The organism is Parvibaculum sp., from assembly GCF_035325945.1.
Taxonomy (GTDB): domain Bacteria; phylum Pseudomonadota; class Alphaproteobacteria; order Parvibaculales; family Parvibaculaceae; genus Parvibaculum.
In genome coordinates, this window is record NZ_DAOKYX010000036.1 from 3,737 (window position 1) to 26,097 (window position 22,361).

Consider the following 22,361-nt stretch of genomic DNA (forward strand, 5'->3'; position numbering starts at 1 on the left):
CGCCCGGCGGCGGCAAGTCCTACGAGATCCTGAAGGTCGAGTACAAGTAAGGACTGTCTCCCTGCCACCCCGGTCTTGTTTTCGAGCCTGAAACGACAAGCTCGGAATGAACCATACTGGATTCCGGGATCCCGACCTGCGCCAGGACAGGCAAGCCCGGGATGACAGATGAGATTTGCATCCGCACCCTGCAATTACGCTGTCACCCCGGCCTTGTGCCGGGGTGACAGGCAGGAAGGTCACATCCTTCAAGCGTCATCCCGGACCTGCCTGTCCCGGGACAGGTCAAACCCTGATCCCTACCCCTCCACCGTCTCCAGCGCCTCGAGAGGCACACCGGCGAGATGCTTCGACTGGCGGATGGTGAGCGAGGTGCGCACGCTCGCCACATTGGGCGCGGGCGTGAGCTTCTCGGTGAGGAAGCTCTGGAACGTCGAGAGGTCGGGCGCGACGCATTTCAGGATGAAGTCGATATCGCCATTGAGCATGTGGCACTCGCGCACGAGCGGCCATGAAGCGACCAGCGCCTCGAATGCCTTGAGATCGGCCTCCGCCTGACTGTGGAGCCCAACCATGGCGAAGACCGTGACCTCGAAACCAAGCGCCCTGCCATCGAGATCGGCGTGATAGCCTTGAATGAGCCCCGCCTTCTCGAGCGCACGGACCCGGCGCAGGCATGGCGGCGCGGAAATGCCGACCCGCTCGGCGAGTTCGACATTGGTGATGCGCCCGTCGCTCTGAAGCTCGGTCAGGATCCTGAGATCGATCGCATCGAGCTTGACCCGTTTCATGGCAATCCAGCGTGGTTTGAGGTTCGATGGGCTGTACTTACTCCGAAAATCAGGATATTTCAGCAATAAAATTGCTCAACGGCGCACGAATATGACCGAAACCACCTCGTCCGCCAGCGCCATGGAGTGCTGGATTCTGACGCATGACATTGCGGCCTTTGGCGGCATGACCGGCTTCGAGGTGCAGGCGCTCGGCGTGGCCGAGGCGCTGAACGTCACGCCGGTCGTCAAGCGGGTGAAGCCCTGCGCGCCCTATAGCTGGCTTGCGCCATGGGGACCGGCCGCTCCCGCCGAGGGCATCGCGCCGCCATGGCCCGACCTCCTCATCGCCTCGGGCCGCCAGTCGATCCCCTATGCGCGCATGATCCGGCGGCGCTCGGGCGGCAGGACCTTCGTCGTCGTGCTTCAGGACCCGCGCGTCTCCCCGCGCCAGTTCGACCTTGTCTGGGCCCCGGCGCATGACCGGCTTCAGGGTGCGAACGTGCTGTCGACGCTCACCTCGCCCCATCGCCTGACGCGCGAAAAGCTCGCGGCCGAAGCAAGGCGGATCGAACCGCTGGTTGGACACCTGCCCCGCCCCCGCGTCGCCGTTCTGCTCGGCGGAACGAACGCCGTCTACACATTCTCCGAAGATGCCGCCAGACGCATCGGCGCGCAGCTTGCGGGCCTCGTCGATCATCATCAGGCCGGGCTCATGGTCACGCCCTCGCGCCGCACCGGCGAGGCGCAGGCCCACATCATCGCTGAGCACCTCGCCGGCAAGTCCGCCTTCATCTGGGACGGTACGGGCGAGAACCCCTATTTCGGCATGCTCGGCCAGGCGGACGCCATCGTCGTGACCTGCGATTCCGTCAACATGGTGGGCGAGGCCGCCTCGACGGGGAAGCCCGTCTATGTCATCGAGCTGGAGGGCGGCTCGCCGAAGTTCCGCCGCTTTCTCGACGCCATGTACGCTCATGGCGCGGCGCGACCCTTTGTCGGCCAGCTTGAAAGCTGGGAGTACGAGCCATTAAATGCTACCCATGAGATCGCGGACGCGATCCTGCGCGGCATGGCTGCGCGCCGCAAAAGGTAAACAGACCCGGACGGGACCATGAGCCTCATCGACATCGAAGCCCTTCGCGCCACGCCGCTGAAGCGGGACCCCTATGATTATTTCGTCGTGCCGGGTTTCGTTAAGGGCGAAGCGCTGGACAAGGTCATCGCGGACTTTCCGCGGATCGATTCCACCGGCTCCATCCCGCCGAGCGAACTCGACATCAAGGGCGCATTCGACCGTCTGCTGAAGGAAATGGACGGACCCGAATTCCGCAAGGCCATCGAGGAGAAGTTCGGCCTCGACCTTTCCTCACGCCCGACCATGTTCACCGTTCGCGGCAATTGCGCGCGCACGAACGGCAAGATTCACACCGACACGGAATCGAAGATCATCACCGTGCTTCTCTATCTCAATCAGGATTGGGAAGCGAATGGCGGGCGGCTTCGCATCCTGCGTTCGGGGACAGACCTCAACGATGCAGCCGAGGAAGTCTCGCCCAATGGAGGCACGCTTCTCGTCTTCCGCCGCTCCGACAATTCCTGGCATGGCCACGAACCCTTCGAGGGGCCGCGGCGCGCCATCCAGATGAACTGGGTGCGCGACGAAGCGGTTGTCGAGCGCGAGCAGAAGCGCCACCGCTTCACCATGTTCCTGAAGCGGCTCAACCCGTTCGGCGGCGTCGCCGCGCGTGCATCCTGACGGAACCCGCCCATATGGCGCTCCAGATCGAAACCTTCAAGAATGCCGACCTCGCGCGTGGCTGGCGGCCGGGCAACAATGCAGGCGGCGCAACGCTCTTCAAGGCGCTCGGCCATCCGCTTTCCGCTCCGCTCGGTCACGCGCTGATCGAGGATCTCGCCAAGGCCGGGCCAGTCGCCATCTACGACCCGACGCAGGCGGTCGGCAATTTCCACGCCTATTACGATCTCTCGCGCCTCGATATCGAGGGCTATTACGTGCAGCGCGTCGAGGATCTCGGCGACACCTTCAACGGGCACGAAGCGCGGCCGGTGAGCCAACTCGCGCAGTCGAAGGCGAGCGCCGTACTCGTCCTTCTCTTCGACGCCGACAAGGCGCTCGCCTCCATGCGGCATCTCATGCCGAAGGGCGCGCGCATCGCCTCGCTCGATGAGATGCGTCTGCCCGACGACATGCTCACCAATCGCGCCAACTATCTCGATCCTCTGAACTTCGCGACGAATTTCGCACTCATGCGCGAGATCAGGGGCGCGAACGGCGCGGACGGCATCCACACCCGCGTCGCGAGCGCGAATTACTGGTCGCTGCATGGCGCGGAGAATCCCGAACTCTGGCTCTGCCTTTTCGGAGAAGACGGCTCGCAGCTTGCCGAATGGCGCGAGACGCTGCCGGCCCCCGGCGCACCCTTCGCCATCGACAGCGCCGAGGTGCGCCATCGCTTCGGTCTCGACGACTTCACCGGCTCACTCTTCATCCATGCGATCCGCATCAAGGGCCATGACGTCGTCAAATATGCGCTCGACATGTATGGCGAGGATGGCCGCGCGCTCTCCTGCAGCCACGACGCCAATGCCTGGCCCGCCGATTATTACGCGGGCATGCCGGCGGGCGAGGATGATGAGCGCGTCACGCTCTTCATCCAGAATTCGCATCCCATGTCCATTCCGCCGCGCTCCATCGGCCTCAACATCATGGGCGCTCAGGATGTGTCCTGGTTCGAGGAGGAGATCGCGCCCTTCGCGACGCGGGCGATCGCGGTCAACGATCTTCTCCCCCAGGCCAGATGGCCGGATCAGGTGGAGATCGTCGCCGGCCGCTATTTCGTGCGCCCGCGCTATGAGGTCCGGCGCGAGGGCGGACAGCGCCGCATCGCGCATGCCAATGTCGAACGCACGGATCTGAAACCAAATCCCGAGATCCGCACGCTCGGCAAGGTGATGGGCAAGGGCTACATCATGCCGTTGCCCGTTCTGCCGCGCGGCGAGTTCTCGACCGTCATGCTGCCGACGCCCATGGCGACGGAGCAGCACGAACTGCCGATCCGCGCCGAACTCATCGACGCCTCGGGCAAGCCCGTCGCCTCGCGCTTCCTCGGCCGCATCCCGCGGCGCGAAAGCGTCGAGCTCGACATCGAAAGCTGGATCGGCGAGGCGTCGCTCTCGCTCCCCTCCGGCTACGGCCATGTCGAGTTTCTCTACGACTTCCGCGATGGCGGCGACGGCGACGGCTGGCTCCATGCACTTGGACGCTTCGAGCAGAAGGCGAGCGGACATCGCGCCGAGACGATCTTCGGCGCGCATATCTACAACACCGCCGTCATCTACAAGGACGAGCCGCAATCCTATACGAACAAGCCGCCGGGACTGACGACGCGCCTCTTCCTGCGCCTCGGCCAAGGCGGAGCGACGAACGGCGCGGCGAACGGGCTCGACACAATGTGTCACCTGATCTACCCCGCCTCGACGCCCTGGCACGAGAAAAGCTCGACCCTCCTCATCCTGCACGATGCGGAGGGAAAGCCGGTGGCCGAAAAGCACATCGAAATCCCCTGTGGAGGCTCGCGTTTCTGGCGCCTGTCCGAAATGTTCGGCAAGGACGAAATCGAAAGCATGGGCGGCGCGGGCTATGTGATCGTCCGCGACACGACCTGCCGCCTCTTCGGCTTTCATGGCCTTCTCAACGGCACGAAGAGCTTCTGCCTCGATCACATGTTCGGGTTCTGATGTTCCGCTGACACTTCCGACACAACCGGTTTCGCGGCGCTCCAACGGGCGGGCAGCGGCACCCAACCAGACAAACGACGAATGAAATCTCTCGCCAACAGCCTCGCGAAGCTCCTGCCCCCGAAACTCGCGGCGCGCATCGACCATCTCACCCATCACCGGAAGTTCTTCTATCCCTACAATGGCGGCGCCATGAACGGCCAGACGGCACGCGCCGAGATCGTTCGTGGGCTGCTCGAATATTGCGGCATAGAGCGCATCATCGAAACGGGGACCTATCGCGGCACCACGACCGAATGGTTCGGCCGCTTCGGCCTGCCCGTTCTTTCGGCCGAGGCCGTCGAGCGCTATGCGGAATTCTCGCGCCTGCGCGTCCGGAATCTGCCCAATGTGCAGATACACAGGAAGAATTCAGTCGATCTCCTGAAAGAGATCGTCGCGGCGAAGGACGGGCTCGAAAAGCCGACGCTCTTCTATCTCGATGCGCATTGGTACGATTATCTGCCGCTGCGCGACGAATATGAGATCATCTGCGAGCACTTCAGCCACCCGATCATGGTGGTGGACGATTTTCAGGTCCCCGACGATCCCGACTATGGCTTCGACGATTACGGCCCCGGCAAGGCGCTGACGCTCGACTATTTCACGGCGAATGGCGCCGCGATGCCCGCGCATATCTTCTTTCCGGTGACGAAGGCGCGCTGGGAGACCGGCGCGCGGCGCGGCTGCGTAGTGCTGACGAATGATGCGGCGCTCGCCGAAACGATCGAGCGGCGCGTGCCCCTTCTGCGCCGCTGGCGCTCGGCCTGACCACTCAGCCGCTCCCGCCGCCATCGGCGTCCGCGACATTCCGCCCCTTTTTTTCGCGGTTGCAGCATTTTTGCCCTTGAAATCTCTTTGTAATGCCTCTAACTAGCAAATTATAGTTTGGAGCCATTCCAAAGATAGTCACAAGTATCAGGAGCAAATGCAATGAGCGTTCTCGTCGGCAAACCCGCCCCGGACTTCACCGCCGCCGCCGTCCTCGCCGACGGCGAAATCGTCGAGGATTTCAACCTGAAGTCCCATCTCGCCGGCAGCTACGGGCTCATCTTCTTCTATCCGCTCGATTTCACCTTCGTCTGCCCGTCCGAGATCCTCGCCTATTCGAACCGCGTACCCCAGTTCAAGGAGCGCAACGTGAAGGTCGTGGCGGTGAGCGTCGACAGCCAGTACACGCACAATGCCTGGCGCAACACGGCGCCCAAGGATGGCGGCCTCGGTCCGGTGCAGTTCCCCATGGTCGCCGACCTGACGAAGCAGATCGCGCGCGACTATGACGTGCTGATCGAAGCGGCCGGCGTGGCGCTACGCGGCACTTTCCTCATCGACCGCGAGGGCATCGTCCGTCACCAGCTCGTGAACGACCTGCCGCTCGGCCGCAACGCCGACGAAGCGCTGCGCATGGTCGACGCTCTCCAGTTCCACGAGGAGAATGGCGAGGTCTGCCCCGCCGGCTGGCAGAAGGGCGCGGAGGGCATGAAGGCCGACCCGAAGGGCGTCGCCGAATATCTCGGCGCCCACGCGGAAGCGCTCTGAGCCTCGAGCCTTAAGCAACCTGTCACTTTTGGCCGGGCCGCCCTGCCCCTATATAGTGGGGCGGCCCTCCTCCGAAGCAACGGAACCATCATGTCCGAAACGAAGCACTCCAAGGTCCTCATCATCGGCGCCGGCGCGGCCGGCTACACGGCCGCGATCTATGCCGCGCGCGCCATGCTCGAACCGACGATCATTCAGGGCATCCAGCCGGGAGGCCAGCTCACCATCACGACCGATGTGGAGAACTATCCGGGCTTCGCCGAGGCCATCCAGGGCCCATGGCTCATGGAGCAGATGGAGGCGCAGGCGCGCCACATGGGCACCGACATCGTCGCCGATACGATCGTGAATGCGGACCTCTCGCGGCGTCCCTTCCGCCTCACCGGCGACAGCGGCACGGTCTATACGGCCGACGCCCTCATCATCGCCACCGGCGCGCAGGCGAAGTGGCTCGGCCTGCCCTCCGAGCAGAAGTTCCAGGGCTTCGGCGTATCGGCCTGCGCCACCTGCGACGGCTTCTTCTATCGCGGCAAGGAAGTGATCGTCGTCGGCGGCGGCAACACCGCCGTCGAGGAAGCGATCTTCCTCACCAATTTCGCCTCCAAGGTGACGGTCATACACCGCCGCGGCGAATTCCGCGCCGAGAAGATCATGCAGGAGCGCCTGTTCCGCAATCCGAAGATCGAGGTGATCTGGGATTCCGTCATCGACGAAATCGTCGGCACCGAAGACCCGCTCGGCGTCACCGGCGCGAAGATCACCAACGTCAAGACGGGCGAGACACGCATCGTTCCCGCTCACGGAGTCTTCGTCGCCATCGGCCATGCTCCGCAGACGGAGCTTTTCGTCGGCCAGCTCGACATGAAGCCCGGCAACTACCTGAAGACGGTGCCCGGCACGGCGGCGACGAATGTTCCGGGCGTCTTCGCGGCGGGCGACGTGGCGGACGATGTCTACAGGCAGGCGGTGACGGCGGCCGGCATGGGCTGCATGGCGGCGCTCGAAGCCGAGCGCTTCCTCGCCGCACAAGAGTCCCGCGCCGAAGCGGCCGAATAGTTCCCGGCACCGAGCAAACAAAACGCCGCGAAGTTACCTTCGCGGCGTTTTTCGTTCGATATCGTTCCGCCCGTCAGGCGAGCATGGAGCGCAGCATCCATGCGGTCTTTTCGCTGGCTTCCATGCGCTGCGTGAGGAGATCGGCCGTCGGCTCGTCATTCGCGGCATCGGCAAGGGGGAAGATTTCGCGCGCCGTGCGCGTCACCGTTTCGTGTCCCTTCACGAGATTGCGGATCATGTCCTCCGCGGCGGGCACGCCCTCGTCTTCCTCGATCCTCGTCAGCTTCGCATAGGCCTTGTAGCCGCCCGGCGCCGGGAAGCCGAGCGAGCGGATGCGCTCGGCAACGAGATCGATCGCGAGCCACAGTTCGTTGTACTGCGTCTCGAACATGAGATGCAGCGTGTTGAACATCGGGCCGGTCACGTTCCAGTGATAGTAATGGGTCTTGTGATAGAGCGTGTAGGTGTCCGCGAGCAGCCGCGACAACCCGTCAGCGATCTTCGCCCTGTCCTTCTCCGGAATGCCGATATCGATCTGCATGGTCGAGCCTCCTTGATGTTGGACAACCAATTATAACGCGCGCACGCCGCATTACAATACGAGTTATAATCACTCTAAGTTATCGCCCTAATCTTTCCGTATGCGGCGGACAAAAATCGCCGGCTCCCGAAGGAAGCCGGCGATGCCGTGTCTGTCGTGAGCCGAGCGTCAGCGCAGGCTGGCGCAGAAGCGCTGGATGCGCTCGCAAGCCTTGGTCAGCGCCTCGGTCGAGGTCGCATAGGAAATGCGGAAGAAAGGCGACAGGCCGAAAGCCTCGCCATGCACGACGGCGACGCCCTCTTCCTCCAGCAGCGCCTCGACGAAGTCCTGATCGGTCTTGATGACGCGGCCCTTCGGCGTCGTCTTGCCGATGCAACCCTCGCAGGAGGGATAGACATAGAACGCGCCTTCAGGCGTCGGGCATTTGATGCCCTTGGCCTGATTGAGCATGGAGACGACGAGGTCGCGCCGCGCCTTGAAGCTCTCTGCCCGCTCGGGAATGAAGTGCTGCGTGCCGTTCAACGCCTCAACCGCGGCCCACTGGCTGATCGAAGTCGGGTTCGAGGTCGACTGGCTCTGAATGGTCGTCATCGCCTTGATGAGTTCGATCGGACCCGCGCAATAGCCAATACGCCAGCCAGTCATGGCATAAGCCTTCGACACGCCGTTCATCGTCAGTGTGCGGTCATAAAGCTTCGGCTCGACCTGCGCCGGCGTCACGAACTTGAAGCCGTCATAGGACAGGTGCTCATACATGTCGTCCGACAGGATCCAGACATGCGGATGACGAAGCAGAACATCCGTGAGCTTCTTCAGCTCGTCATGCGTATAGGCCGCGCCGGTCGGGTTCGACGGCGAGTTGAAGATGAACCACTTGGTCTTCGGCGTGATCGCCTTTTCCAGCGCCTCGGGCTGGAGCTTGAAATTCGTCTCCATGCCGGCCCTGACGAAAACGGGCTTGCCGCCGAGCAGTTCCACGATATCGGGATAGGAGACCCAATAGGGCGCGGGAATGACGACCTCGTCGCCCGGGTTCAGCGTCGCCGCCATGGCGTTGAAGATGATCGGCTTGCCGCCCGGCGCGACGAAGCACTGGGCCGGCGTGTAGTCGAGCCCGTTCTCGCGCTTGAACTTCGCGGCGATGGCCTGCTTCAGCTCCGGGATGCCGTCGACGGCGGTATACTTCGTTTCGCCTCGCTCGATCGCCGCGATGGCCGCCGCCTTGATGTTCTCCGGCGTGTCGAAATCGGGCTCGCCCGCGCCGAGGCCGATGACATCGACGCCCTGCGCTTTCAGATCGCGCGCTTTCTGGGTCGCGGCAATGGTTGCCGACGGCTTGATGCGCTTCAGCGAGTCCGAAAGGAAGGCCATGATCGTCACTCCGGGAGATTGGGCGCCGGGCGGGTTTCCGCGCCCCGCGCGCGACAAAACATGCCTTTCCGGGCTCCCCGGAAAAGCGGCGCAAACCTAAGCTGCCTTCCCTTGCGGCGCAACAGGGGGCGGCTGAAAAGATTCGGTTTTTCAGGCCCCGTGGCGCTCCGGCACATCGAGCGCGGGAGCGCGGATTGTCGTCACCGCCAGGTTCAGAGGACGCTCTCCTCGCGCCATTCGACGGGCTCGCCGAGCCGCGTCTCGACCGGCACGACGCCCGCCCAGACAGGCAGCGCCATGTCCTCGGGGTCGTCGTTGGGTCCGCCCTGCCTCACCTTGGCCACGACCTCGATGAGCGGCACGCGCAGCACCTCCGTCGCCTTCAGCTCCTGCTTGTTGGGCGGGCGCGCTTCCTTCGATCGGCCCGCAGCAATGCGCTCGACGAAACGATCGAGGGCTTCCGGCTTTTCCTGCGGCGGAACGGGCTCTGCCCGTCCATGCACGATGACCGAGCGATAGTTCATGGAGTGATGGAAGGCGGAGCGCGCAAGCACCAGCCCGTCGAGCAGCGTGACCGTCAGGCAGAGCGGCGCCCCGGCCGCGAGCGTCCGCATGATCCGGCTTTTGCGGGAGCCGTGCAGCAGCACGCTGTCGCCCATGCGGACATAAGCCATCGGAATGACGACGGGCCCGGCCTCCACCGTGAAGGCCACATGCGCCACGTAACCCGCATCGAGAATGCGATGCGCAGTCTCGCGGTCATAGGCGGCGCGCTGCGCCACCTGCTTCACCCTGTGGACTGCCGAAGTCTCGAACACGCTCACGATCGGAACCTTTCCTTGAGAGGGCGGATGCGCCCGTCCTCGCCGCGAAGTTGATCGCAAGAATGGTTCCCTTAAAAGGTCCATTTGATTTATATTGTAAGAGCCAATTTGATGAGCGAAGGACCTGCCGAATGCCGCGCCCCTCATTGCCTATCGGCACCATCTCTCTCGACCCGGAGGCCGGCCCGCCACTCTACCGGCAGCTTTATGAGACGCTGCGCGAAGCGATCCTCGATGGCCGGCTCGGCGCCGGGGCGCGCCTACCCTCATCGAGAGCGCTTGCGGCCGATCTCGCCATTGGCCGAAACACGGTGCTCGCGGCCTATGAACAACTGGCGGCGGAAGGCTATCTCGAAGGGCGCATCGGCTCGGGAACCCGGATCGCGTCTCTCCTTCCCGAGCGCCTGCTCGAAGCGGCCTCGCCTCCCCGAAGCGCGGACGCCGGAGAGGACGCCACGCCCATCTCCCTCTCCCGCCGCGGTCAGACGCTTTCCCTCATCCACCGTCCCGTGTCGCGCTATGAACGCGGTCAGGGCCGCGCCTTCCAGCACGGCCTCCCCTCGATCGAGCATTTTCCGTTCGCGCTCTGGGGCCGACTTCTCGCGCGCCGCGCCCGGGACAGGAACGGCAGCATCTTCGGATATGAAACCGTCGAGGGCTTTCTGCCCCTGCGCGAGGCCATCGCCGCCCATGCCGGAGCGGCGCGCGGCGCGATCTGCACCCCCGATCACGTAATCGTGACCACGGGCGCGCAGGCGGCGCTCGATCTCGTGGCCCGCATGGCGCTCGATCCCGGCGACCGGGTATGGATCGAGGAACCCGGATATATCGGCGCGCGGGGCGCATTTCTCGGGGCGGGGGCCGACCTCATCCCCGTGCCGGTCGATCACGAAGGTCTCGACGTCGAGGCGGGCCTCGCCCTGGAACCGAACCCCCGGCTCATCTATGTCACGCCCTCGCATCAGTTCCCGCTCGGCGTCACGCTCACGCTGCAAAGGCGGCTTGCTCTTCTCGACGCCGCGAAACGCGCCGGCGCCTGGATCGTCGAGGACGATTACGATTCCGAATACCGCTATACCGGCCGCCCCATCGCGTGCCTGCAAGGCCTCGATCGCGCGCATCGCACCCTCTATATGGGCACCTTCGCCAAGACGCTCTTCCCGGCGCTGAAGCTCGGCTATCTCATCGTGCCCGACAGGCTCGTCGATCCCTTCCGGGCGGCCATCCGCTCGAGCGGCCATATACCGCCTGCCGCGATACAGGCCGCGCTTGCCGATTTCATGAATGGCGGGCATTTCGGCACGCATGTAAGACGCATGCTCGGCATCTATGCAGAACGGCGCGCCTGCCTCGCCGCCAGACTGGAAGGCGAATTGTCAGGATTTTTGACAACGGCGCCGAGCGAAGGGGGCATGCAGGTCGCGGCCTGGCTGACCGGCGCAGGCAAAGACACCGCCGCCTCGGCCGCGGCGGCACATGCGGATGTCATCACCACGCCGCTCTCGGCTTATTACATCGGCGCAAAAAAGCGGCAGGGCTTGCATCTCGGCTTCGCCGCCATACCGGAACCGATGATCAAGAAAGCGGCACAACGCCTAGAAAACGCGCTTTCCCTGCATGAAAAAGAGGCGCGGGACCAAGCTCCGCATACTGCCGAATCCTCGCACGCCCAAAACTAGACGTCACAAAACCCAAGGTTCCCGCAGACTTTATCTCGGCGCGGACGCAACAACTGACCGATAGTCAGTTAGTATTCTTTACAAATGCATCTTTTCCGCTCATTCTGATCACACACTGCAATCACTGCTTACATTCCGATCAGTATATTCACTTATCGTAGTAGCCCTTATTTATCTGCGGCGAATTACAAGTATCATCTGATCCAGGCGCCATACCCTTTCGTAAGTAAGCGACGTCGATTTTCGTGTCGGTGTGGAGGGGCGCAGTGAACGTGATGTTGGAAAACTATCGGCAGTCAGTCAGTGCCTCCAAAAGGGCGGCCATCCTCAAGGCCGGCCGGGAGAGTTTTCTCGCCAATGGCTATAGCGGCACCGCGGTCGCGGACATAGCGAGAAACGCCGACGTTTCCACGGCCACGCTCTACAAGCACTTCGCCTCCAAGGAAGACCTGTTCGCCGCCGTCGTAAGAGACGCCTATGGCTACCGGGACGGCGAATATGCCAACCTTCCCGAAGGCATCGATGTCGAGGATTTTCTCGTCGGCGTGATACGCCGCTATCTCGACACCCAGTTCGACCGAAAGATCAACGCTCTTTTACGTATCGTCATCGCGGAGGTGCCGCATGCGCCGGACCTTGCCCGCGATCTCTATGAGAACCTGATCACGATCCGCTACCGGGAACTTGAAAGCATCCTTGAAGGGCTCATCGCACAGGGCAGGCTGAAGCCCCATGATGCGAGATATGGCGTGCGCCTCATCGGCGGCGCCATCAAGGAGTATTTCATCTGGCCCGCGCTTTTCGACGCGAACTTCTCTCTTCCTCCCGAGACGGATGAAATCCTGCACCGTACCGTTCGCGACTTCCTCACTCTCTACGGTGCCGGAAGATAGAAAGTGCAATTCGTGCTGCGACCAGACGTGCCTTCCCCCTCCTGAAACGACAGGAAATCATCACATTGGGCCTCGAAGAATATCGAAGATCAGTCAGCGAATCGAAGCGCGCTTCCATCCTGAGGGCAGCCCGCGCCGCCTTCCTGAAAGATGGTTTCAGCCGCGCTGCCGTCGCCGAAATCGCGAACATGGCGGATGTGTCCACCGCCACGCTCTATAAACATTTCGATTCCAAGGAAGAACTCTTCGCCGCCGTGGCAAAGGATGCCGCCATGTCGGTCGGCGACTATTCCCACCTTCTCGACCCGGACACAGCACCGCGGGACGCTTTCCTCACCCTCTCACGCGCCTATCTCGCCACCCAGTTCGAGAACCATGTGAACGACCTCATGCGTATCATCATCGCCGAGGTGCCGTCGCATCCCGAGCTTGCGCGGGAGATGATGGATCTCATCGTCGGGCGGCGTCACCGCAGCCTCCAGAACGTCATCGACAAGCTCGTCGATCAGGGCCTGCTCAGGCCGCACGACACGACGCTTTCAGCAAAGCTCGCAAGCGGAATGATCAAGGAGCTGTTCGTCTGGCCGGCGCTTTTCAATGCCGACTTCAGACTGCCGGAGGATACCGAAGCGAAGATCGATATGGCCGCCAATGTGTTTCTTGCCCGCTACGGCATCGACACCACCGGACAAGGAATGACGGGATGACACTGGAACAAGCCTCGCAACGCTCCGTGACCGACATGAAGCATGACGACGTGCTGAAGGCCGCCCTCGCGCACTTCCTGAAGCATGGGTATACCGGCGCCGCCATGGCCGACATCGCCCGCGACGCCGATGTCTCGACCGCGACGCTCTACAAATATTTCCGTTCGAAGAAGGAGCTTTTCACCACCATTGCAATTAACGCGGCTCATGCGGTGCGGGAGCTCGACGAGCTGACGCTGGAAAAGGCACCCCCGGAAGAGATTTTCAGCCACCTCCTCCTCATCTACTGGGAAGCCCAGCAGGAAGGCCATGTCAACGATCTCATGCGGATCGTGATCGCGGAATCCCGCTCCTCGCCCGATATCGCGCGCACGATCTTCAAGAGCGTCGTAGAGATGCGTTATCGGGGCATCAAGAAGCATCTCGACCTGATGGTGGAGCGAGGCGTTCTGAAGCCCCATGACACGAACCTGGGCGCTCGGCTTGCCATCGGCATGCTCCGGGAAGTCTTCGTCTGGCCGGCGATGTTCGATCCGGAATTCAGAATCCCGCCCGACGCGCTCGACCAGGCGCGCGAGGCCTTCAACGTCTATATGGCCTGTTTCGCGGCGGAAGAGGCGCAGGAAGCGAAACTGGCCTGACAGCCGCCACAGGCGCTCAGATCGTCAGCGAAGCCGGATTGTGCCGGGGTCGCCGCGCTTTTCCGGCTGTGGCCTCATAACCCTGATCGCATTCACAATGTCGTCGGGCGTATCGAGATCGGCGATCCAGAGCCGGTCGCCGGATACCATCTTCATGTCGAGCGCGCCGCCCCCAAAGAGACGCTGCGGAAACGAGCGGCGCACGCGCATGAAGGCGATCTCATTGGCGCCGACGCGCATCTCGTGCCGATGGATGAAGCCCTGGCGCAAAAGAAGTTCGCGGAGGCCGCCCGCCGGCCCCTCTCCCTCGCCGCGCGCCCTCACCTCGACCGAGAGAACCCGCGCCCGAATGGCGGCGAAGAGAAGAAGGAGCGGCACCGCCAGCACCTCGACCGCCAGCGCGAGCGCCCCGAGGCCCTTCAAGGGAGGCTCGTGCAACCTCGCCCAGCCATAGACGAGCGCCCAGACGATGGCGACGACCATCGTCGGCAGATAGATCGTCCAATGTGCCCGCGCCGTGGCGAGCGGCTGGCTAAGTCCGGCGTTCATGGCAAGTGAGGATCGCAGACAAGCGCGACGATGGGAAGTGCCGCCGGGCGGGCCCACGCGCGGCAAAAGCGATTTCACTTTCGCTATCTCCGCATTAGGCTCGGCCCAAAGAATTTCACCAGACCGAAGCAACCGAAGGACTGATTTGATGAGCGAACGGATTTCCCTCTCCATCGAGGGTGGCGTGGCGGATGTGCGCCTCACCCGCGCGGACAAGATGAACGCGCTCGACGACGCCATGTTCGAGGCGCTGATCTCGACGGGCGAGAGGCTTTCGCAGGAAAAGGGCGTGCGCGCTGTGGTCATTTCCGGCGAGGGCCGCGCCTTCTGCGCCGGCCTTGATATGGGCAATTTCGGCCGCATGGCCGCGCCCAAGGAGAAGGAGGAGAGCAAGAGCGAAAGCAGCATGATCGGACGGCTCGAGAAGCGCACCCATGGCATCGCCAACCGTCCGCAGCACGCGGTCTGGGTCTGGCGTGAACTGCCCGTGCCCGTCATCGCGGCGGTTCACGGCACGGCCTTCGGCGGCGGCTTCCAGCTCATGCTCGGCGCCGACATGCGCTATGTCGCGCCGGATACCCGGCTCTCCATCATGGAGATCAAATGGGGTCTCGTTCCCGACATGGCGGGCACGCAGATCATGCGCCACCTTGTGCGCGAGGACATTGTCCGTGAGCTGACCTATACGGGCCGCATCTTCAGCGGCGAGGAAGCGGGACAGTATGGCTTTGCGACGCGCGTGACGGCGAACCCCCGCGAGGAGGCGCTGGCGACGGCGCGCGAAATCGCGGGCAAGAGCCCCGATGCGATCCGCGCCGCCAAGAGGCTTCTCAATCTCGCGCCCGTGGCCGAGCCCGTCGCGGGCCTCATCGCGGAATCCGTGGAGCAGGACCGCCTCATCGGCAGCCCCAACCAGATCGAGGCGATCATGTCGAACCTCGAAAAGCGCGCCGCGAACTACAAGGACTGAAGAAGCCGGGCGAGGGCGGGGTTTTTCAATGCCCCGCCCGCCTCACCTTGCGTTCTTCGTCTGATCGAGCGCCACGGTGCCCATGCGCTCGAGCTTGCCCCAGCCGACAAAGGGCCCTTTCAGCGCCGTCACGATCGAGCGCACCACCACCGAATACATGAGCTGGCGATAGCCGAAGCGTTGCAGCACGAGCCACCAGAGCAGGCTCCATTGTTCGCGCCGTTCGAGCATGAAGCCGAAGATCGCCGCCGCAAGATCGACCAGCACGAAGACGCAGTAGTAGATGGCGACGAGCTTGAGATCGGCATTGCGGAACTCCGCCCCATGCTGCGCCCAGGCGATCCACTGGCCGATGAGCTGCCAGACGAGCAGAAGATCGGCGAGCGGCGCCAGCGCCGTGAGCGCGATCTGGAAGAGCCAGACCTGCGGCAGCGCGACCATGCCGAGCGCGCCATAGCGCGGATTGAAGGTGAGAGAGCGGTACTTCCACAGGCATTGCAGCGTGCCGTAGGACCAGCGGAAACGCTGCTTGGCGAGATCGCCGAAAGTGGCGGGCGCCTCCGTCCATGCGATGGCGCTGCTGTCGAAGACGACGCGGTGCCCCGCCTTCTGGAGATGGATGGTGAGGTCCTGATCTTCCGCCAGCGTGTCGCCGCGAAAGCCGCCAAGCTCCTCGAGCACCGACTTGCGCCAGGCGCCGACGGCGCCGGGCACGACGGTGAGCGTATCGAGCGCGGCGAGCGCGCGCCGCTCGAGGTTCTGCGCGGCGATATATTCGAGCGCCTGCCAGCGCGTGATCATGTTGATGCGGTTGCCGACCTTGGCATTGCCCGCGACCGCACCGATGCTCTTGTCGCCGAACCAGCGCACGAGGCGCGAAATCGTGTCGCGCTCGAATTGCGTATCGGCATCGAGCGCGACGATGACGGCGCCCGTCGCCTTGGCGATACCCACATTGAGCGCGTTCGCCTTGCCGCCATTCGGAATGTCGACGATCTCGACGCGAGGATCGCTTGCGAAATTTGAAGTGAGAACGCCGAGCGTGTCGTCCTTCGAGCCGTCATTGACGACGATGACCTCGAGGTTCCGATAGTCGCTGGTGAGAATGCCCTTCACCGTCGAGACGATGACATTCTCTTCGTTATAGGCAGGCACGATGACGGAGACGCGCTCGCCCGTCGCCGCCACGGGCGGCTCCGGCGTCCGCAGCTCCATCCGGCGCCGCCACAGGCTCAGGCCCACAAGCAGCAGAAGCCTGCCGATGCCGAGCCAGATGGCGATGAAGAAGCACCAGTAGAGAACGTGGCCGAGCGTCGAGAGCGTCATGAACACCGCGCGATCGGTGAGCAGCGCCAGTGTCGGCGGCAGGGGCGGCATCGCTTCCTCACTGGTGAGCGGCACCAGCGCCGAAGCGGGCACGAACTCATATCCCCTGGCGCGAAGCTCGTCGATGATGAGGGGCAGCGCCTCGACCGTCTGCGAGCGGTCGCCGCCCGCATCATGCAGCAGCACGATATTGGTCGGCACATCGGGCTTGGCGGTTTCGATCTGATCGACCGTGCTCTGGACGATCTTTTCCGCGCCCGGCATCTCCCAGTCGAGCGGATCGACATGTTCGCCCACGGTCACATAGCCCATGTCCTGCGCGATCTTGACCGGCACGATTTCCTCGTAATCCGTCGGCTCGGCATCGCCGAGATAGGGCGGGCGGAAAAGGCGCAGCGAACGGCCGGTCAGCGCTTCGAAGAGACGCTGCGTCGCGTTGAGTTCGAGCTTCACGGCCTGTTCGGGCGTGATGGAAAGATTCGGATGCGTGAAGGTGTGGCTTCCGACCTCATGGCCCTCGGCGAGAATGCGCTTCACGAGCCCGGGATTGGATTCCGCATTGCTGCCGATGATGAAGAAGGTCGCGGGGACGTGCTTCTCCTTCAATATGTCGAGGATCTGCGGGGTCCATTCGGGGTCGGGGCCGTCGTCGAATGTGAGCGCGACCTTCTTCGGCGCGCCGCCGAACTGCTTGATGACATAGGTCGTCGGCAGCTTCGTATAGACCTCGTCATTGATGTCGCCGGTCTTGGCGTCGATCTCGAATTTGCGCGCGCCGGTCGTGGGCTCGGCCGCCACGCTCAGAAACTCGCCCTGCCCTTCAAAATCGATGTCGTTGATGATGGGGATTTCGGCAAGCTCGGCCGGCGCGGCCGAGTTGTAGGGCCTGCCCATGACGGACCAGATCGTCGGGTCCTCCGCGCCGATGCGCCAGACGGCATAGCCCGCGGGCTCGTAGGGGTCGGCTGAATGGATCTGATTGAAGGCCGTGACCGCGTCGAGGAACCAGACATCGTGGCGGACGGAATTGTCCTCAATATAGGAGAAGTGCGGATTGTTGGTGGCGTCGTCGAATTCGACATTGGCACCGGAGTCATGCGCGGCGAGCACGGCGTCCTGAAACGAAAGACTGTCGACCGTGCCCCCGTTCCAGTCATAGGCATAGCTGCCGATGGCAATGATGGTGCGCTCGGGATCGAGCAGCTTCATGCGCTTGTCGATGACGCCCTCGAACCAGCTCTGGCTCGCAATGCTGCCCGGCTCGCTCGTCACCCAATGTTCGTCATAGGCCATGAGCACGGTGTAATCGACGATCTTCGCGATCTCGGCGAAAGGCCAGGTGTCGTCGCCGACCGGCGTTGCGATGGCGACCACCCAGCCATGCGGCTCGAAGGCGGTTTCAAGCTCCTCCAGAAAGCGCAGAAGGTTCCGCCGCGCCGGCACGGGCAGGTCTTCGAAATCCACCACCACGCCCTGCAGCTTGTTGTCGCCGATGAAGCCTGCGACATCCTCCACGAGCGCCTGCCGCCGCGCGGGATCGGCAAGGAGGCGCGCAAGGCCGGGACCGTCCCACTTTCCCTGACTCGCGTTCTGAAGGGTCGGCAGAATGGCGACACCCGGCTTATTGTCCCGGATGTAATTATCGACCTTGGCGTCGAACGCCTTGTTGAGCGCGAGATCGGGCCCCTGAAGATTGAGCCATGTGGGCATCACCCAGTCGAGATGCGGCAGCGCACGCTGAAGCGATGCGAAATTCGTCGAGCCCCAGCTCGGATAAAAGGCGATCGAAAGCGGGCGGCCTTCCTGCGGCTTCAGGATTCCGGCGATGAGATTTCTGTGCGGACCATGTTCGGCCCGGTGCTGCCGCTCGCGCGCGAGTTTCTCGCGCCGGGCGCGAGCTTCCTCGGCAAGCCTTGCCGCCGAGCGGAGAAGGCCGGGCGATGTGGCCTTGTTTTCAAGCTCGGCGGTCGGTACGGCGCTCAACTGGCCGGGGAGCTTCAGGCTCTCGAAATGCGGCACGGCAAGGAGGCTGGCGAGAAAGGCGATCCCGATGAGCGTGCTGGCGATCGCCACCGCCCATCCAATGAAGGAGACATGCGCCGCGCGGCGCCCCGTTGCGTCGAAAAAGATCGGCTTGTTCGCCATGATCACCCGGTCGACATCGGCGGCCCATCCAGGAGCCCCGAACCGAACTCCGTTTCAATCTATCACGCCGGAGGTCGGGCGCCGCCCCCCCTTCCGCCGAAAAAGCGCGGCGGGAAGGCGCCATGCACGAAACCCCAGTGCTCGTGCGTCATGCGGAATCCGCGGGGCTTGTCGCCGCGTTTCCGTAATCTGGGACCCGATTTGAGCCTTATTGCGGCGGGCCTATGGCAAAACTGCGGTGGCCGGGCCATATTCGCCGCTCCCACCCCTCCCAGAAACGTCCATGACACGCGGCACGGCCGACATACTCCTTCTGCTTGCCGCCCTGATCTGGGGGCTCGCCTTTGTCGGCCAGGCAACCGCCATGGCGCATGTGGGGCCGTTCACCTTCATCGGCGCGCGCTTCCTGCTCGCCTCACTGGCGGTTCTGCCCTTCGCACTCCGCGAGGCCGCCGCCGCGCCTGAAATTCCAGCCCGCCGCCGCCTCGGCCTTCTCGGCATCGGCGTCGTCTTCTTTCTGGCCGCCAGTCTTCAGCAGATCGCCCTTCTCAGCACGAGCGTCACCAATGCGGGTTTCCTGACCGCAATCTATGTCGTCCTCGTCCCGGCGATCGGCGCCCTCGCCCTTCGCCACCGGCTTCCGGGCGCGATCTGGCCGGCCGCGCTCCTGTCGCTCGCCGGAACATTCCTGCTCGGCGGTGGCAGGATCGACGGGCTCAATTCGGGCGACTGGCTCGTCATCGCCGGGGCCGTCTTCTGGGCGGTGCAGATCCTCGCCCTCGGTCGCCTCGCCTTCGATCTCCGCCGCCCCTTCGCGACGGCGCTCGGCCAATTCGCCATCGCCGCGCTGCTGGGGCTCACGCTCGGTCTCGCCTTTGAAAATCCGAGCCTTGCCGGGCTTGCCGCCGCCTGGCGCGAAATCGCCTATACGGGCATCGTCTCGGGCGGCCTCGCCTTCACCCTGCAATCCATCGCGCAAGGCCACACGCCGCCCGCCGACAGCGCCATTCTTCTCTCCATGGAGAGCCTTTTCGCCGCGCTTTTCGGCGCCCTGCTGCTCGGCGAACGTCTCGACCTGCTCGGCTGGATCGGGGGCGGCTTCGTGCTCGCCGCGGCGATCATCGTGCAGGTGGGCCCGCTCCTCGCCGCCCGCTACCGGACAAATCCGCTCGGCAGCGGACCGAAGTGACCCTTTTCCTGATCGCGCGGTAAGGCCATATTGGCGGCATGGCACGCAAGACCATCAAATCATTCGGACGCGGCGCGGAAAGGCCGCTTTCGTCGCGGGAGGTATCGGGCTTCTCCGAAGCGCCGGGCGCGAGCTTCGTGCCCGCGACAGGCATTGCTGATCGCGACCAATGGGCAGGCGCGCTCAAGGGCGACCCCGAGCACTGGCCGCTCTTTGCGCCGCACCGCCCGGAACGCCCGGAAAAATCGGAAGGCGGACAGCGCTTCAAACTCGTCTCTGAGTATCAGCCCGCCGGCGATCAGCCTACGGCCATCGCCGAGCTTGTCGAGGGCGTGGAAAAAGGCGAGCGCGATCAGGTGCTGCTCGGCGTCACCGGCTCCGGCAAGACCTACACCATGGCGCAGGTGATCGCGCGCACGCAGCGCCCCGCCCTCATCCTCGCGCCGAACAAGACACTCGCCGCCCAGCTCTATGGCGAGTTCAAGAGCTTCTTCCCGGAGAACGCGGTCGAGTATTTCGTCTCCTATTACGACTACTACCAGCCGGAAGCCTACGTCCCGCGCACCGACACCTATATCGAGAAGGAAAGCTCGATCAACGAGCAGATCGACCGCATGCGCCATTCGGCGACGCGCGCGCTGCTCGAGCGCGACGACGTCATCATCGTCGCCTCGGTTTCCTGCATCTACGGCATCGGCTCGGTCGAAACCTATTCGGCCATGACCTTTGCGGTGAAGACGGGCGAGCGGCTCGACCGCCGCCAGTTCCTCGCCGACCTCGTCGCGCTCCAGTACAAGCGCAACGACGCCGCCTTCGGCCGCGGCACCTTCCGCGTGCGCGGCGACACGATCGACGTCTTCCCGGCCCACTATGAAGACCGCGCCTGGCGCTTCACGCTTTTCGGCGACGAGGTGGAGGAGATCGCGGAATTCGATCCGCTGACCGGCGCCAAGACCGACCGCCTCGAAAGCGTGAAGCTCTACGCCAATTCGCACTATGTGACGCCGCGCCCCGCGCTCAGCCAGGCGATCGAGGAGATCCAGAAGGATCTTCAGGTGCGGCTTCAGGAACTCAAGGGCTTCGGCAAGCTTCTCGAAGCCCAGCGCCTCGAGCAGCGCACGCAATTCGACATCGAGATGATGGAGGCGACCGGAAGCTGCGCCGGCATCGAGAACTATTCGCGCTACCTCACCGGCCGCAAGCCCGGCGAGCCGCCACCCACCCTGTTCGAGTATCTGCCGGACAACGCGCTCGTTTTCGCCGATGAGAGCCATGTCACCATTCCGCAGATCGGCGGCATGTTCCGCGGCGACTACCGGCGCAAATCGACGCTCGCGGAATATGGCTTCCGGCTGCCTTCCTGCGTGGACAACCGCCCGCTCCGCTTCGAGGAGTGGAACGCCATGCGGCCGCAATCGGTCTATGTCTCGGCGACGCCGGGCCCATGGGAACTCGAGCAATCGGGCGGCGTCTTCGTCGAGCAGGTCATCCGCCCGACGGGCCTCATCGACCCGCCGACCATCATCCGCCCCGTGGCGCAGCAGGTTGACGACCTCGTCGCCGAATGCCGCGACGTGGCCGCGAAGGGCCAGCGCGTGCTCGTCACGACGCTGACGAAGCGCATGGCCGAGGATCTGACCGAATACATGCACGAGCAGGGCATCCGCGTGCGCTACATGCATTCCGACATCGACACGCTGGAGCGCATCGAGATCCTGCGCGACCTGCGCCTCGGCGCCTTCGATGTGCTCATCGGCATCAACCTTCTGCGCGAGGGTCTCGACATTCCCGAATGTGCGCTCGTCGCCATTCTCGACGCCGACAAGGAAGGCTTCCTGCGTTCGGAAACATCGCTCATCCAGACCATCGGCCGCGCGGCGCGCAACGTCGACGGGCGCGTCATCCTCTACGCCGACAATGTCACCGGCTCGATGGAGCGCGCCATAGCGGAGACGAACCGCCGCCGCGAAAAGCAGATGGCCTATAACGAGGCGAATGGCATCACGCCGGAAAGCGTGCGCAAGAACATCGGCGACATTCTAGAAAGCGTTTACGAGCGCGACCATGTGCGCGTCGATACGGGCGAGGCGGACGAGCCCTTCATCGGCCACAATCTGCGCGCCCATATCGCCGAACTCGAAAAGCGCATGAAGGAGGCCGCCGCCGACCTCGAATTCGAAACGGCCGCGCGGCTGCGCGACGAGATCAAGCGGCTTGAAGCGACCGAACTCGCTGTCGCCGACGATCCTCTCGCCCGCCAGTCCGCCATCGAGGAGAAAGTCGCATCCTCCGTACCCGTCAAAGGCCGCTCATCAAGCGGCAAACCCGGCACGCGCGCGACCAAATACCGGGGCAAGAAG

Annotated in this window: 18 protein-coding genes and 1 pseudogene; 13 read left to right on the forward strand and 6 right to left on the reverse strand. The window is 63.7% G+C overall.

The genetic code is table 11. From position 1 onward, the window contains the following. Nucleotides 1–299 precede the first annotated feature (299 nt). Nucleotides 300–791, reverse strand: coding sequence for an Lrp/AsnC family transcriptional regulator (locus PKA57_RS13440; RefSeq protein WP_324301394.1), 492 nt, complete (start codon nt 789–791; stop codon nt 300–302). Nucleotides 792–882: 91 nt separating this feature from the next. Between PKA57_RS13440 and PKA57_RS13445 the strand changes: the two genes are divergently transcribed. The 6 genes from PKA57_RS13445 (at nt 883) to trxB (ending at nt 7,166) form a co-directional block, all read left to right on the forward strand. Continuing rightward, on the forward strand, nt 883–1,866 hold the full coding sequence (locus PKA57_RS13445) for a mitochondrial fission ELM1 family protein (protein WP_324301395.1): 984 nt from the start codon (nt 883–885) through the stop codon (nt 1,864–1,866). A gap of 18 nt (nt 1,867–1,884) precedes the next feature. After that, a complete protein-coding gene (locus tag PKA57_RS13450) occupies nt 1,885–2,529 on the forward strand; it encodes a 2OG-Fe(II) oxygenase (RefSeq protein ID WP_324301396.1) in 645 nt (214 codons plus the stop codon). 14 nt (nt 2,530–2,543) lie between these two features. Continuing rightward, complete coding sequence (locus tag PKA57_RS13455) at nt 2,544–4,532, forward strand: hypothetical protein (protein ID WP_324301397.1); 1,989 nt, start codon at nt 2,544–2,546, stop codon at nt 4,530–4,532. A gap of 81 nt (nt 4,533–4,613) precedes the next feature. Beyond that, complete coding sequence (locus tag PKA57_RS13460) at nt 4,614–5,342, forward strand: hypothetical protein (protein ID WP_324301398.1); 729 nt, start codon at nt 4,614–4,616, stop codon at nt 5,340–5,342. A 162-nt stretch (nt 5,343–5,504) separates the two neighbouring features. Then, on the forward strand, nt 5,505–6,110 hold the full coding sequence (locus PKA57_RS13465; protein WP_324301399.1) for a peroxiredoxin: 606 nt from the start codon (nt 5,505–5,507) through the stop codon (nt 6,108–6,110). Nucleotides 6,111–6,200: 90 nt separating this feature from the next. Continuing rightward, a complete protein-coding gene (gene trxB / locus PKA57_RS13470) occupies nt 6,201–7,166 on the forward strand; it encodes a thioredoxin-disulfide reductase (RefSeq protein ID WP_324301400.1) in 966 nt (321 codons plus the stop codon). Between the two features lie 73 nt (nt 7,167–7,239). Here the strand turns inward: trxB and PKA57_RS13475 are convergent, their stop codons facing one another. The 3 genes from PKA57_RS13475 to PKA57_RS13485 form a co-directional block, all read right to left on the reverse strand. Next, the gene (locus PKA57_RS13475) at nt 7,240–7,707 is read right to left on the reverse strand and encodes a Dps family protein (protein WP_324301402.1); all 468 of its coding nucleotides are present in this window, start codon (nt 7,705–7,707) and stop codon (nt 7,240–7,242) included. 168 nt (nt 7,708–7,875) lie between these two features. Further along, nucleotides 7,876–9,078, reverse strand: a complete 1,203-nt coding sequence (locus PKA57_RS13480; RefSeq protein WP_324301404.1) for a pyridoxal phosphate-dependent aminotransferase — start codon at nt 9,076–9,078, stop codon at nt 7,876–7,878. Nucleotides 9,079–9,290: 212 nt separating this feature from the next. Then, nucleotides 9,291–9,902, reverse strand: coding sequence for a pyridoxamine 5'-phosphate oxidase family protein (locus PKA57_RS13485; RefSeq protein ID WP_324301406.1), 612 nt, complete (start codon nt 9,900–9,902; stop codon nt 9,291–9,293). Between the two features lie 131 nt (nt 9,903–10,033). On the opposite strand from PKA57_RS13485, the gene PKA57_RS13490 reads away from it, so the two are divergent. The 4 genes from PKA57_RS13490 (at nt 10,034) to PKA57_RS13505 (ending at nt 13,822) form a co-directional block, all read left to right on the forward strand. Then, complete coding sequence (locus PKA57_RS13490) at nt 10,034–11,581, forward strand: PLP-dependent aminotransferase family protein (protein ID WP_324301408.1); 1,548 nt, start codon at nt 10,034–10,036, stop codon at nt 11,579–11,581. A 275-nt stretch (nt 11,582–11,856) separates the two neighbouring features. Then, nucleotides 11,857–12,474: a TetR/AcrR family transcriptional regulator gene (locus tag PKA57_RS13495; protein WP_324301422.1), complete on the forward strand. Its 618-nt coding sequence runs from the start codon at nt 11,857–11,859 to the stop codon at nt 12,472–12,474. Between the two features lie 65 nt (nt 12,475–12,539). Next, nucleotides 12,540–13,181, forward strand: a complete 642-nt coding sequence (locus PKA57_RS13500) for a TetR/AcrR family transcriptional regulator (RefSeq protein ID WP_324301410.1) — start codon at nt 12,540–12,542, stop codon at nt 13,179–13,181. Next, complete coding sequence (locus PKA57_RS13505) at nt 13,178–13,822, forward strand: TetR/AcrR family transcriptional regulator (RefSeq protein WP_324301412.1); 645 nt, start codon at nt 13,178–13,180, stop codon at nt 13,820–13,822. The genes PKA57_RS13500 and PKA57_RS13505 overlap by 4 nt, the downstream gene beginning before the upstream one ends. Nucleotides 13,823–13,846: 24 nt before the next feature. Here the strand turns inward: PKA57_RS13505 and PKA57_RS13510 are convergent, their stop codons facing one another. Then, a complete protein-coding gene (locus PKA57_RS13510) occupies nt 13,847–14,371 on the reverse strand; it encodes a hypothetical protein (protein ID WP_324301414.1) in 525 nt (174 codons plus the stop codon). A gap of 148 nt (nt 14,372–14,519) precedes the next feature. Between PKA57_RS13510 and PKA57_RS13515 the strand changes: the two genes are divergently transcribed. Then, nucleotides 14,520–15,341 carry a crotonase/enoyl-CoA hydratase family protein gene (locus PKA57_RS13515; protein WP_324301416.1) on the forward strand — a complete coding sequence of 274 codons (822 nt, stop codon included), beginning with the start codon at nt 14,520–14,522 and terminating at the stop codon, nt 15,339–15,341. Between the two features lie 42 nt (nt 15,342–15,383). Here the strand turns inward: PKA57_RS13515 and PKA57_RS13520 are convergent, their stop codons facing one another. Continuing rightward, the gene (locus PKA57_RS13520) at nt 15,384–18,812 is read right to left on the reverse strand and encodes a polysaccharide deacetylase family protein (RefSeq protein ID WP_324301418.1); all 3,429 of its coding nucleotides are present in this window, start codon (nt 18,810–18,812) and stop codon (nt 15,384–15,386) included. A 283-nt stretch (nt 18,813–19,095) separates the two neighbouring features. Here PKA57_RS13520 and PKA57_RS13525 point away from each other — a divergent pair, with 283 nt between their 5' ends. Together PKA57_RS13525 and uvrB are read left to right on the forward strand one after the other, a co-directional pair. After that, nucleotides 19,096–20,001 (forward strand): DMT family transporter, encoded by a 906-nt coding sequence (locus tag PKA57_RS13525; RefSeq protein WP_324301420.1) that lies wholly within the window; start codon nt 19,096–19,098, stop codon nt 19,999–20,001. Nucleotides 20,002–20,039: 38 nt separating this feature from the next. Continuing rightward, nucleotides 20,040–22,274: pseudogene (uvrB, locus tag PKA57_RS13530) on the forward strand (excinuclease ABC subunit UvrB); the annotation flags it as partial. Between the last annotated feature and the right edge of the window lie 87 nt (nt 22,275–22,361).